This window comes from Methylohalobius crimeensis 10Ki (genome assembly GCF_000421465.1).
Lineage (GTDB): Bacteria > Pseudomonadota > Gammaproteobacteria > Methylococcales > Methylothermaceae > Methylohalobius > Methylohalobius crimeensis.
Genome location: NZ_ATXB01000001.1, coordinates 2658322 through 2671107, shown reverse-complemented (window position 1 = coordinate 2671107; position 12786 = coordinate 2658322). Strand labels below are relative to the sequence as shown.

Annotated in this window: 11 protein-coding genes; 7 read left to right on the top strand and 4 right to left on the bottom strand. The window is 58.5% G+C overall.

Annotated elements, in window-relative coordinates:
• Nucleotides 1-48: 48 nt before the first annotated feature.
• Nucleotides 49-1407 carry a Na+/H+ antiporter NhaC family protein gene (locus H035_RS0113065; protein ID WP_022949418.1) on the top strand — a complete coding sequence of 453 codons (1359 nt, stop codon included), beginning with the start codon at nucleotides 49-51 and terminating at the stop codon, nucleotides 1405-1407.
• A 242-nt stretch (nucleotides 1408-1649) separates the two neighbouring features.
• Here H035_RS0113065 and H035_RS0113060 read toward each other — a convergent pair whose 3' ends face one another.
• A complete protein-coding gene (locus H035_RS0113060) occupies nucleotides 1650-2687 on the bottom strand; it encodes an NADP(H)-dependent aldo-keto reductase (RefSeq protein WP_022949417.1) in 1038 nt (345 codons plus the stop codon).
• 93 nt (nucleotides 2688-2780) lie between these two features.
• Between H035_RS0113060 and H035_RS0113055 the strand changes: the two genes are divergently transcribed.
• From H035_RS0113055 to H035_RS0113030, 6 genes are all read left to right on the top strand, one after another.
• On the top strand, nucleotides 2781-3821 hold the full coding sequence (locus H035_RS0113055; RefSeq protein WP_022949416.1) for an AI-2E family transporter: 1041 nt from the start codon (nucleotides 2781-2783) through the stop codon (nucleotides 3819-3821).
• Between the two features lie 25 nt (nucleotides 3822-3846).
• Nucleotides 3847-4323, top strand: coding sequence for an NfeD family protein (locus H035_RS0113050; RefSeq protein WP_022949415.1), 477 nt, complete (start codon nucleotides 3847-3849; stop codon nucleotides 4321-4323).
• Nucleotides 4324-4346: 23 nt separating this feature from the next.
• Nucleotides 4347-5270 carry an SPFH domain-containing protein gene (locus H035_RS0113045; protein WP_022949414.1) on the top strand — a complete coding sequence of 308 codons (924 nt, stop codon included), beginning with the start codon at nucleotides 4347-4349 and terminating at the stop codon, nucleotides 5268-5270.
• A complete protein-coding gene (locus H035_RS0113040; RefSeq protein WP_022949413.1) occupies nucleotides 5270-6211 on the top strand; it encodes an SPFH domain-containing protein in 942 nt (313 codons plus the stop codon). Before H035_RS0113045 ends, H035_RS0113040 begins: the two co-directional genes overlap by 1 nt.
• 101 nt (nucleotides 6212-6312) lie before the next feature.
• Nucleotides 6313-7590 carry an NfeD family protein gene (locus H035_RS19680; protein ID WP_022949412.1) on the top strand — a complete coding sequence of 426 codons (1278 nt, stop codon included), beginning with the start codon at nucleotides 6313-6315 and terminating at the stop codon, nucleotides 7588-7590.
• A gap of 43 nt (nucleotides 7591-7633) precedes the next feature.
• Complete coding sequence (locus H035_RS0113030; RefSeq protein ID WP_235044584.1) at nucleotides 7634-9238, top strand: ATP-binding protein; 1605 nt, start codon at nucleotides 7634-7636, stop codon at nucleotides 9236-9238.
• A 243-nt stretch (nucleotides 9239-9481) separates the two neighbouring features.
• Here H035_RS0113030 and H035_RS0113025 read toward each other — a convergent pair whose 3' ends face one another.
• The 3 genes from H035_RS0113025 to H035_RS19675 form a co-directional block, all read right to left on the bottom strand.
• Nucleotides 9482-10051: a Uma2 family endonuclease gene (locus H035_RS0113025; protein WP_022949410.1), complete on the bottom strand. Its 570-nt coding sequence runs from the start codon at nucleotides 10049-10051 to the stop codon at nucleotides 9482-9484.
• A 99-nt stretch (nucleotides 10052-10150) separates the two neighbouring features.
• A complete protein-coding gene (locus H035_RS0113020; protein WP_022949409.1) occupies nucleotides 10151-11074 on the bottom strand; it encodes a hydroxylamine oxidation protein HaoB in 924 nt (307 codons plus the stop codon).
• On the bottom strand, nucleotides 11074-12675 hold the full coding sequence (locus tag H035_RS19675) for a multiheme c-type cytochrome (protein WP_022949408.1): 1602 nt from the start codon (nucleotides 12673-12675) through the stop codon (nucleotides 11074-11076). The genes H035_RS0113020 and H035_RS19675 overlap by 1 nt, the downstream gene beginning before the upstream one ends.
• Nucleotides 12676-12786: the final 111 nt, after the last annotated feature.

Here is a 12786-nt window from a genome sequence, read left to right as displayed (position 1 = left end):
GTCCGTCGAAAATAGGCCGCTTTCAATAGCAACAAGGATGAGGAAATCATGTCGACCTGGTTATCTTTGCTTCCCGCCCTGATCGCCATTCCGGTGGCGTTTTTAACCCATCGCGTTTTGCTGGCATTGGGCGCTTACGTTTTTATCGGTGCTTTGATTCTAGAGCACGGTTGGTTGCCCGATGCCTCGGGCCGGTTCCTGAAAATTATCTGGCAGGTGGTCACGGACCGGGATAGCGTGATGATCATCGTATTCAGCCTGATGATCGGGGGGTTGATCGGCCTCATCCAAAAAGCCGGCGGAATCGAGGGATTCGTGCGATGGGCCGAAGAGCGACGCTTGATCGGTACGCCGCGCCGGGTGGCCGTGTTGGCTTTCGCCACCAGCCTGGCATTGTTCGTCGAAACCAATTTCGGCGTCCTCGTCGCCGGATTGATCGCCCTGCCGCTATTCGACCGCTATCGTCTGTCGAGACTGAGGCTGAGCTATCTGCTCGATACCACCTGTGCGCCCAAGTGCATGGTCCTTCCCCTCAATGCGTGGGGCGCCTATGTGATCAGCTTGTTGGCGGATCAGGGGGTGGAACAGCCCGTGGGTTTGTTGATGCAGTCGGTGGGATTCATTTTCTACGGCTGGATCGCGCTCTTGTTGGCGGGCATCGTCGCCGCCTTCGGTTGGGAAATTCCTTGGCGCCTGCCCTTGTCCGATCGGGTAATCGGCGAGCTGCCGCATTTCGGCGAGGTGATCACCCCCCATGCGGAGGCCCCGGGACGCGCCCGTCATCTATGGGGGCCGATCGGTTTGTTGATCGTGAGCGTGTTGTTGCTGCTGGCGATCACAGGCGACGCGCCCCTGGCGATTTTCCTGGCGGTCACCTTGGTGCTGGTGGGCACGGGCGTCTATTTCCGCCATGAACAGATTTTGTCATGGAAGGAGATGTTGCTTCCCGTCTGGCAAGGAACCCGGATCATCATGCCATTGATGTATCTATTGATATTCGCTTTTTCCGTGGGGGTGACCACGCAGGCGCTGGGTACCGGATTCTTTCTGGCAAGCTCGCTGCACGGCCAACTGGATCCGGTATGGCTGCCGTTTTTGGTATTCGGCATCGGCTGCTTGATCTCGTTTTCCACCGGCAGTTCCTGGGGCACCTTCGCCATTTTGATTCCCATCGTCGTGCCCTTGGCCGATGTCTTTCAGGTTTCGCCCGCCTTGTTGTTGGGAGCGGCCCTCAGCGGGGGGTTGTTCGGCGACCACTGTTCGCCGGTTTCCGATACCACCATGATCGCTTCCTTGGCGGGCGGAGTGAAGCCGGTCGAGCATATTCGCCATCAGTTTCCCTATGCGGTATTGGGCGGCCTATCGGCGTTGGTGCTGTACGGCGTGGCCGGTGCGTTGATGCTCTGAAAACCACTGCCGGTAACCTTTGAGAGCTGGTTTACAAATTGCTGTGGGGGTATCGGCCATTCGACCTCGGGGACGCTGCAAGTCCGTCCTCGGGCGCTCGGGACTCGGCCATCCCGGCCGAGTACGCCCTCTGGACGAACGCCCGATACCCGCTTTTTCGGATTTGTAAACAAGCGCTTACGTCTAGGTTCTGTTGACATTTGCAATCCATGAACGCTGGGTTTATATAAATGTCACCGAACCTAGGGCGCCACGTTCGGGCACTGCCGATGAATTTCCTCGATTTCGGCGATGATTTCCGCAGGCAGTTCCAATTCGAGGCTGTCCAGATTGTCCGTCAACTGCTCCAGGGTGGTGGCGCCGATGATGTTGGCGGTCAAGAAGGGTCTTGAATTGACGTAGGCCAACGCCATTTGCGCGGGGTTCAGTTCGTGTCGGCGAGCCAGTTCCACGTAGCGGCGGACCACCGGTTCCACATGAGGCTTGCTGTAGCGGCTATAGCCGGAAAACAGGCTCAGCCGGGCGCCTTCCGGTCGCTTGCCATCCAGATACTTGCCGCTCAAGACGCCGAAAGCGAGGGGAGAGTAGGCCAATAGTCCCACCTTTTCCCGCTGGGCGATTTCCGCCAGACCGATTTCGAAGGTGCGGTTGAGCAGATTGTAGGGGTTCTGAATGCTGACGATCCTCGGTCCCCCTTGTCGCTCGGCCAGGCGAAGGTAGGCCATCACCCCCCACGGTGTTTCGTTGGAAACGCCGATGGTTCGCACCTTGCCTTCTTCCACCAACTTGGCCAGGGCGGTCAGGGTTTCCTCGATGGGAACGCCGTCCTGTTCCGGTTGATGCTCGTATCCCAATCGGCCGAAAAAGTTCGTCCGCCGCTCGGGCCAGTGGAGCTGATAAAGATCCACATAGTCGGTGCGCAGGCGCTGCAGACTGCCGTGCAGCGCCTCGCGAATATGCCGCTCGTTCAGACGCGGTCCGCCGCGGATATGGGCCATCCAATCGCCGGGTCCGGTCGCCTTGGTGGCGAGGACGATCTGATCGCGCCGGCCGTTCCGGGCGAGCCAGTTGCCGATGTGGGTCTCGGTGCGGCCCTGGGTTTCGGCGCGGGGCGGGATCGGATACATTTCCGCGGTATCGAAAAAATTGACGCCCCGTTCGAAAGCCATATCCATCTGCGCGTGCGCCTGACTCTCATCGTTTTGCTCGCCGAAAGTCATGGTGCCCAGGCAGATTCGGCTGACTTGAATGGAACTGGTTCCCAGTGGATTGTATTGCATAAGTCTTCGTGGATCTTGCCGTGCGTTCGTCGAAAGAACAAAGTATTTTATAGACTTTCCCAAAGTCAAACAGACGTCGGGGTGGTGACTTGAATGGATGACGGTAACCGTTGGCTGATCACGATAGCGGCGTTGGTGGTGGTGATCGCGGGGCTGCAAGCGGCGGCCGATATTTTGGTGCCCATGCTGTTGTCCGTGTTCATCGCCATTATCTGCTGGCCGATGGTGGATTGGCTGTATCGGCACAAGGTTCCGGCATGGCTGGCGATTCTGATCGTGGTGATGGGCTTGTTGGTGCTGATGACGCTGGTGGGTGTATTCGTGGGCAAATCCATCGACAACTTCGTCGGCAATCTGCCTTATTACCAAACGCGGCTGCAAGCCAATACCGCCGGATTGTTGGTTTGGTTGACCGAAATCGGGTTCGAGTTTTCCCGGGAACAGGTGGGCGCCTATCTGAATGCCGGCCGCTTGATGCAGTTGGCCGGCACCATGTTGACCGCCCTTACCGGGGCGTTTGCCAATACCGCATTGATCCTGTTTTATGTCACCTTCATGTTCCTGGAAGCTTTCATTCTGCCGGCGAAGCTGCAGGGGATCATCGGCGATTCGAGCATGGCGGTTCGTTTCGAAGGATTTTTCGTCAACCTGCGCCGCTATTTGCGACTGAAAACCCTCATCAGCTTGGGAACCGGTGTGACAGTGGCATTGTGGCTGCTTATTTTGGGGGTGGATTATCCGATCCTGTGGGGGGCGGTGGCCTTCGTGCTGAATTTCATTCCCAACATCGGGTCGTTTATCGCCGGTATTCCCGCGGTATTGCTCGCCTTGGTCCAGCTCGGATTGGGCGGAGCGGTTTACACGGCTCTCGGTTACGTAGGGATCAATACCGTGATCGGCGGTCTCATCGATCCCCGGGTGGTGGGGAAAGGATTGGGGCTGTCCACTTTGGTGGTGTTTGTGTCGTTGATTTTCTGGGGTTGGGTGCTGGGGCCGGTGGGGATGTTCCTGTCGGTTCCGATTACGGTCATCTGCAAGATGTTTTTGGAAGACAATCCCCGGACTTTCTGGATTGCGATCCTCTTGGGTCCCGCCCGGGAAATCGATCCGCCTGCTCGGAAGCGGGAAGAATAAAACGAATGGCGATGGGGGGTGATTGATGTCGAACACCGACCTTTTTCTCATTTGGCTCATCGGCGGCGCGGTGCTGATGTTGTTGGAGTTTATCTTGCCTGGAGGTATCGTTTTTTTCTTGGGCCTCGGGGCGACGCTGGTTTCCGTGTTGTTGTACACGGGGCTGATCGAAGGGTGGCTAGAGGCGTTCACCACCTGGTTCATCGGTTCCCTGGCCTTGCTGTTCGGGCTGAGAGGCGTCGTCCAGAAGTTTATCCCGGCCCAAGTGAGCAAGGCGAAAACCGATGAAGACCTGGACGCCTATAATCAAATTGTCGAAGTCTGTGAGCGGATTCCCGCTCAAGGCGAAGGCCGCATCGCTTTCCGGGGGAGCACCTGGACGGCTCGCAATTATCACCAAGATGGAGACCTGGAGGCGGGAACGCCGGTTCGGATCATCTATCGCGACAACCTGGTTTGGTATGTGGAAGCGAACGATGAAGAACCTGCTAACCTTAAATAAGGAATAATAAAGGGGAGAATCTTATGTTGACCGCATTGACCGTGTTCATTTTATTGGCCGGCATCATCCTCTATAAGTTGATGGTGATCGTTCCCATGCGCCAGCAATGTGTGCTCGAGCGCTTCGGCAACTTCAAGGCGGTGCTGGAACCGGGTTTTCACATCGTGGTGCCCTTTTTGGATAAGGTGGCTTATCGGCACGAAATGCGCGAGCAGGTATTGGATATTCCCGCGCAAATGTGCATTACCAAAGACAATATTCAGGTCGCCGTGGACGGTTTGATTTACCTCAAGGTGATGGACGCCAAGCGGGCCAGTTACGGGATCGGCGATTATCGCGTCGCCAGCGTCAATCTGGCTCAGACCACCATGCGTTCGGAGATCGGCAAGCTGACCTTGGGAGACACCTTTTACGAACGGGATAAATTGAACGAATCGATCGTGCGGGAGATCGACAAGGCCTCCGACCCCTGGGGGATCAAGGTGCTCCGCTACGAACTCAAAAACATCACTCCTTCCCCCGAAGTCGTGCATACCCTGGAAAAGCAAATGGAAGCCGAGCGGGCCAAGCGGGCGGAAATCACTCTGGCCAAGGCCGAGCGGGAGTCCAAGATTTTGATTTCGGAAGGCCATCGCCAGGAGGCGATCAACATCTCCGAAGGGGAAAAACAAAAGCGCATCAACGAATCCATCGGCCGCGCTCGGGAGATTGAGATTCTGGCGGCGGCCTCGGCGGAGGGCCTGACGAAGGTGGCCCGAGCCATTCAAAAGCCGGGCGGGGAAGCGGCCGTGAAAATGCGCTTGGTGGAAGAATTCCTGGAGAAAATGGGCAAAGTGATGCAGGAGGCCGACGTGTCCGTTCTGCCCGCCGATCTGGCCAATCTCAAAGGGATTCTTGCCTCGATCAATCAAAACGTCTCATCCACCACTTTGCGGGGAGAAGGCTAATGTCCGGTATCAATCTGATCGACCTGTTCAACTTTGCGGTCTGGGGGATTCTTTTCCTCGCCATCGTGGTGCAGCTGTTCCGTTCCATCCGGATCGTGTCCACTCGAACCGCCTTGATCGTCGAGCGGCTAGGTAAATACCAGGCCACCCTGGGGCCCGGATTTCATGTATTGATGCCGTTTATCGACGTGGTCACGGCGACTCAGGACTTGCGCGAAGAGACCATCGACGTGCCGCCGCAAGAGTGCTTTTCCAAGGATGAGGTCAAGGTCGAAGTGGACGGCGTGATCTATATGTCCGTGTCCGATCCCGTCAAGGCGACCTATGGGGTGACCGACTATCGGTTCGCAGCCATGCAGCTCGCACAAACCACCACCCGCTCGGTCATCGGCACCTTGGATTTGGATAAAACCTTCGAAGAGCGCGACATGATCAGCCAGGCGGTGGTGGATACCCTCAATCGAGCCGGTCAAGGTTGGGGGGTTCATGTGCATCGTTACGAAATCAAAAACATCAAGCCCCCGGCCACCGTCCAAGACGCCATGGAAAAACAAGTCAACGCCGAACGCGAAAAGCGCGCCATCCTGGCCGGCGCCGAGGGGGACAAGCAAAGCCGCATCAGCACTTCGGAAGGGACGATGCGGGAATTGATTAACTTATCCGAGGGCGAACGCCAGCGGCTGATCAACGAGGCCGAAGGGCGGGCGGCCGAAATTCTGGCGCTGGCCGGCGCCACCGCCGCATCGATCGAGAAAATCGGCGGCGCGCTGGTGCAGGAGGGGGGCGAACAGGCCATCAAGCTCAAGCTTTCGGAAAAGCTGATCGGCAATATCGAGCATCTGGCCGACCGGGATACCTCGGTCATTTTCCCGGCGAATTTGACCGATATGGATCAGTTGTTGCAGGCCTTGGGGCTTCGCATCGAGGAAAAATCGACTTGATGAGAGTCTCGTCGGCTAGCCGGCTATTGAAATGCTCGGCTGCTGCTGTAGCGATGCCATGCAAACCCTATTCAGGCGTGCGGCGATGGCGCTTGCTTCGGATGAGCGCCTGCTTGTTTCTGTTTTTGATCGGAGGCGAGGGCATCGTTTCCGGGGCGACCGCAAATGGAGAAAATACCGGCGAAGTTTACCTGGTGACCATCGACTCCACCATCAATCCGGGTACCCTCGGCTTGCTGGAGCATGCCATCGAAACCGCCGAGACCCATCGGGCCGGCGCTCTGATCGTGCAAATCGATACCCCGGGGGGATTGCTGAGCGCCACCCGGGATATGGTTAGCGCCATTTCCGAATCCGAAGTGCCGGTGATCGGTTATGTCGCTCCGGCCGGTGCAAGCGCCACCTCGGCAGGCGCCTTCATCTTGCTGGCCACCCACGTCGCGGCGATGCATACGGGCACCAATGTGGGGGCCTCCTCGCCGGTGGCTGGCGACGGCAGCGATGTCGGCGGCACCTTGGGCAAGAAAATCATGAACGACACCCGCGCTTTCATGCGCAGCATCGCCGCCAAACAAGGACGCAACGCCGACGTCGCCGAACGCTTCGTCTCCGAAGCACTCAGCCTATCCGCTTCGGAGGCCAAGCAGGACAAGATCGTCGATTTGATCGCCGACAGTATTCCGGATTTGCTCGCTCAGGCGGAGGGGCGCGAGGTGCGCGTGAACGGAAAAAAATACGTGCTGGCCTTATCCGGCACGACAGTTCATCCGGTGGCCCCCCGCCTCATCGATCGCCTGTTGATCCATATCGCCCACCCTCAAGTGGCGCATTTGCTGATCTCCTTGGGGACTTTGGGGGTTTACATCGAGATCTTGAGCCCCGGTTTGGGTTTTCCCGGCGTGTTCGGCGCGGTTGCCGTGATTCTGGGGCTGGTGGGCGTGCAAACCTTGCCGGTCAATATGGGATTTTTGATCCTACTATTTTTGGGGATCGCCTTCATGGTCGCCGAGTATTTCGTCGCCGGTTTCGGGGTACTGGGAATCGGCGGGGCGATCGCTTTTATCCTCGGCAGCCTGAACTTATTCGATGTGCCGTCATCGGCGGATTATCAACGCGAAATTCTGTCCCTCAGCATCGCCGTGGCCGCCGCGATCTTGCTGACCACTTGGTTGGTCTCGCGGAGTTTGACCGGAGCTCCCCGTACCCGGCAGATGGCGGGCAAAACCGGAGAAGCGATGGTGAGTTTCGATCAACGGGGCCATGTGCTGATCGAAGATGAGCGCTGGCCCGCCGAGACATTAGAGCCTTTGCACCGGGGCGACAGAATTGTCGTCGTGGAACGGAAAGGCGATGGATACTTGACCGTAAAAAAACGATAGGCCTTGGTTTTTCGATTTTAATCAGCATATGGGAACAGCCGCCGTGTCAGATCAACCTGCCCGCCTCACCCAAGTGAAAGCCAGCCGTTTCGAGGCTCTGATCGAGGGGGCCGAGCCGAATTCGCCGACAGTCGAAGCCGACAATCTTTGCCAATTGGGCCATTATGTGCTGATCGAGCAATCCGATCTTCGCATTTTGGCGTCGGTCCACCGAAGTTCCGTCTCCGACGACGGCATTCATCTGGGATTGATTCCCCTGGGAGAGGTGGACGCCGAGGGAACTTTCCAGCGCGGCGTCCGCAACTATCCCACCCCCGGGGCCGGTGTCCGGCGCGTCGATGCCGACTATCTGCGGCAGGTGTTCGCCAAATACCGTGAATTGGGGTTTGAACTGGGGCAAGTGTCGAATCGCTCCGAGCAACTTGCCTATCTCAACCCCAGCGCCTTGTTCGGTCGCAGTTTCACGATTTTGGGGCAATCCGGTTCGGGTAAATCCTGGACCGTCGCCAGCGTGATTCAGCAAGCGGTCGAGGCGATGCCCCGGGCCCACATCATCCTTTTGGATCTGCACGGAGAATACTGCTGGCGGGGCGTGCAGGGGCAAATCCATTCGTCCTTCCGGGAAGGGACCTACCGATACGTCGACGCCCGGGCCTTGGAAATCCCCTATTGGCTGATGACCTACGGCGAGTTGATCGATCTCTTGGTCGACCGGTCCGACAGTTCCGCTTCCATTCAAACGGCCTTTCTTCGGGAAACGCTGTACAGTTTGAAGAAGAAGGAAGCCGAGCGTCTGGAGATCGGTTTTGTCTCCATCGACGCGCCCATCTATTTTTCCTTGGAGTCGCTGTACCAGGAGTTCAAGGCCGCCAACGAGATGCGTACCGATTTCGGCAAGACCAAGGGGCCGTTGTTCGGACAATTCGACGAGTTTCTGGTGAAGCTCCAGAGCCGCCTCAACGATGTGCGCTACGATTTTTTGCTCAAACCCCGGCGGCGCGACAATTCCGAGGCATTGCCGAAGCTGTTGCGCGATTTCGTGGGATTGGGCGAGCCTCGTTGCCAGGTGACCGTCATCGACCTGAGCGGCGTGCCTTTCGACGTGCGTCCGGCGGTGTCGGCCCAAATTGGACGGTTGGCTTTCGAATTCAATTACTGGAACCCGCGGCGACGCGAATTCCCCTTGCTTTTGTTGTGCGAAGAAGCCCACGCTTATATTCCCCGCGAGGGTGGTACTCGCTATGAAGGTACCCGGCGGTCGATGGAACGGATCGCCAAGGAGGGACGTAAATATGGAGTCGGGTTGGGGGTAGTCAGCCAACGTCCCCACGAGCTCTCCGAAACCGTCCTGTCTCAATGCGGTACGTTCATCTGCCTGCGCCTGACCAACCCCGACGATCAAACCTATGTGCGCGATCTGGTGCCCGATGCCGAAAGCGATTTGGTGGACGTGTTGCCGGTATTGGGGCGGGGTGAGGCCATGGTGATGGGGGAAGCGGTACCTTTACCCACCCGGCTTCGGGTTCGGCGCCCCGATCCCGCGCCCCACAGCCAGGACGTCGATTATCACACCGCTTGGCGCGACGGCCCCGAGGATTTGGATGTGGAGGCCATCGCCGACCGCTGGCGGCGCCAGGGCCGGCGTTGACAAGGTGGTTCCGGTGGTGGGGCCAGCCCCCGCTGCCGCTCATGGAGGCGGTTTACAAAGCTTATCTCCAGGGAAGGGGCAGAGAGGGTCCGGGACTCGCAGCAGGTCTTCATAGGTGGCGCGGCGTCTGGCAGGTGCGGCCATGGTCTGTCTTCCCGGGTTGGGATCGATCATAAGGGGTGGATTTGCAAATCCTACTACGCGAGGACGTTGTTGGGTAGAAAGTATATAATCCGGACCCGGCTATAAAATCGCCGCTGTCTCGATCTCGACCTCCGGGCAAAGCAGCGGCCGGATTGTTTCCTCGCGCCCATGGCGCCTGACATCCCGGTAACCGTCGGGCGAAGGGTCCCGGTAAACCTCGACGACTTTCCCCGAAAGATCGATCAACCAGGCTTCCGGGATACCGTGCCGGGCGTAAAGGGGGATTTTGACGGTCCGGTCATAGTCGCGGGAGGTGTCGGCTATTTCCACGACGAGCAGCGTATCGGTTGCGGTCGCAGCAGCGCCCCGGTAATCGTCTGCGCGCGGTTTCAGTAAGGCCAGATCCGGCTGGGGTTCGGATTGTTCGGACAAACGGAGCGGGTTTTGAACCGAGACCACGGCCCGGCCGTCTGCCGCCATTACCAGCAAACGGTTCAAGCGGTTCACGAGGCCGGCGTGTTGATGTCCGATCGGCGTCATGTCGATAATTTCCCCCTCGATAAGCTCCACCCGGTCGTCTTCGGTGAAAATCCCGGCCTCTCCCATGCGGCGATATTCCTCGACGGAGATCCGGTGGCGCCGGGGGAACGCGGCGGCGTTAGCTGTCATCACAGCGACTCCCGATAGGATGGACAGTGAGGAAAGTACATCACCCCGGCTTGGGTTTTTCAAGTCCGAATAAACCGCCAAAAGTCGGGCCGGATTCTGCTAACGGCGTCGGTAGAGGGTCAAATAACCATCCGAAGATTGGTGGACCCTTTCCAAGCCGGATAAGGGGTTTTCCAGCGAGGTGGTGAAGGGCAGCAGCCGTACCAGGAGCGGCACGCTGTCTTCGTCGGTATTCTCCGGGGCCCGGGCGATCCGCCAGGCGGCGATGCCTCCGGGGACTTTCTGGGGCAAATACCCGGCGCCTTTTTCCCCGGCCCAGCGCTGTACCGAGGCGATTTGGCCGTGGAGGTTTTCGGTGGCGGGAAAGATCCTGACCTCGAGCGGCAGCTTTTTCCCCGCCAGGCGTTCGATTTCGTTCACGTGAGACAGGTTGCCGTTTGCGACCAGCAGATAAAGAGGGGCGTCCGGCGCCAGTCGGGCGATTGCCTCAAGCGCCTGCTCGGAATCTTGAGCGAACCATCGGGCGAGCTGCGCCAGTTTGCCTTCGGCATCGCCGAAATCGCCGCTCAAGCGGCGCCAAAGATCGCGTTCGGCGGACGAAAATGCTTCCGCTGGTGGTTGTAATACCCAGACGCGGCGGCCGCTGAAAAAGTCGATCCTTTGGCCGTCGTCCCACCAGGCGAGCACCAAGGCGTTCGATTCCACCTTGGAGCGCAAGAATTCGCCCAGTTCCATCCAGCTTTGCCATTGGCGCGATTCGGGGTCGGGCAGCAAGACCTGCCGGGGCGTACCCGCCTCATCCCGATAACGGGCCACATGCAGGGTCAAGCGCTTGCCGGTGTCGGATTGGTGAAGCTCCCAGCGTTCGAACTCGGTGGGGGAGTAATGGCCGGAAAGGCTTTCGGGAATGCTGAGCGAGACCCGCTTTTCCTCCCACGATTCCGATAGCGGCCAGAGGGTGGATAAAAGCAGGGCGGCGCCTGCCAGAAGCAAGGCGCCGCCTACCAGATAACGGCGTTTCATCAGGATTTACGCCGTCCGATGACTACCAGTCCGCCGACCATCAAGGCGGTCCCCAAGGGTATCCGCAGTTTTTCCAGGGAAAGATCGGAAATTGCGGATAGATGAAGGATGCCGTCCACGTTGGCGGTTTGGCCGTGGGCTTCGCGCAGACGAGTATTCTCGTCCATGATTTCGGTGTAGTCGTGCATCAGCGGCGACCAGCCCTCGGTATAGGTGAAACCGCCCGGATTGGCGTGAACCAGGCCCTTGTAGAGCTTGATCAAGTCGTGCTCCCACATGTCGGCGTAGATCCTTTCCACGCGCGAGGGATTGTTGCCCTTGGCCCAGAACAGCTGGAAGAAGCCGCCCGGGGCGTCCTCGGCGGGTGCCGGCGGAGTGGGGCGGTTGCTTTGCTGACCCACCAGCAGACCGTCGTCGTACAGCGCCTGGACAACTTGCTTGGCTTCCTGTTCCACCTTGAGGCCGGAGAGGATGCCCTTGTCCGCGGTTTCCAGATAGGTGCGGGCGAAACGGGGGGAGTGACACTGATTGCAGGTGCCGACCCAGGCTTCCTTGCGCTCTTCGAACCAGGGGTGGTCCAGATTATCCGCGATCGCCGGGGTGGGGTTGAAGCCCCAGCGCACTTTGCGCACCAGGTTGTGGGAAAACTCGCCTTCATATTCGAAGTGACACAACTGACAAGTGGGGGCGGTATAGCCGCCTTTGGTCAGAGCGTCCTTCAAAGGCGCTTCGAAGTTCCATTGATTCTTATGAGTTTGATAAACGGTACCGTGCTTGGAAAGCAGGTAGTTTTCAAATTCGTTGTGATCGACGCCGTTGTGGCAAGTGGCGCATGCTTCCGGCTGACGCGCCTCGGCGGCGGAGAAGCTGTGGCGGGTATGGCAGCCGTCGCACTTGTTTTGCTGATAGTGGCACATGTCGCAACCTTGCGCGATCTCGCGCTCGGCCATGCCGGCCCAGATGGCGTTCTCCACGTTGGCCTTCCAGTCCACCGCGTGGGAGGGGTGCCCTTTGGGCCATTGATCCTGGGGCCAGGTTTGTTCCTTTTCCGATTCGGCCTGGGCGAATTGCTCCACGTGACAGGTACCGCACGCGGTTCGATCCGGCATGCGGAGATCCTGATCGTGGCGGATTTTTTGTTTGCCCACCCCGCCGTGGCAGTCGATGCAGCCGACTTCTTTCAGCGGCTCGCCTTCCTTCAGCAGCCCCTGGCGCACCAGGTTTTTTTCAACTTCCGCCAGTTTTTCCTTTTTGTAGGCACGAACGTCGTGTTTGGGCAGGGTCCGGATGCGATCCAAGTGGGCGTGGGTGCTGTCCTTCCAGGCGTGATAGAAGCCCGGGGTGACGCTTTGGTGGCAGGCGATACACTGCTCCCGGGTGACCTCGCCGGCGATGGTGTCGGGGGGCTGATAAAAGTCCTTCGGATTCCAGTAGCGCTGGATGGGGATCGGATCCCAATGCTGGCCGAACTTGCCTTTACCCGGATGTTCCTGGCGGTATTGCTCGATCAACTGTTGGGGGTCGGTATTCACCTTGGCCATGGCGGGCGGGACCGCTATGGCCAATGCTAGGACGAGTCCTGAAAAAAGCTGCAATAACATCGCTTCCTCCACAAAATGAGTATAGGAGTTGTAGTTTTTAGTCGCTATCATAGCATCACCGGGTGATCTGAAAAACTTGACGATCGTCGGGGATGCAACCTATAGTTTCGC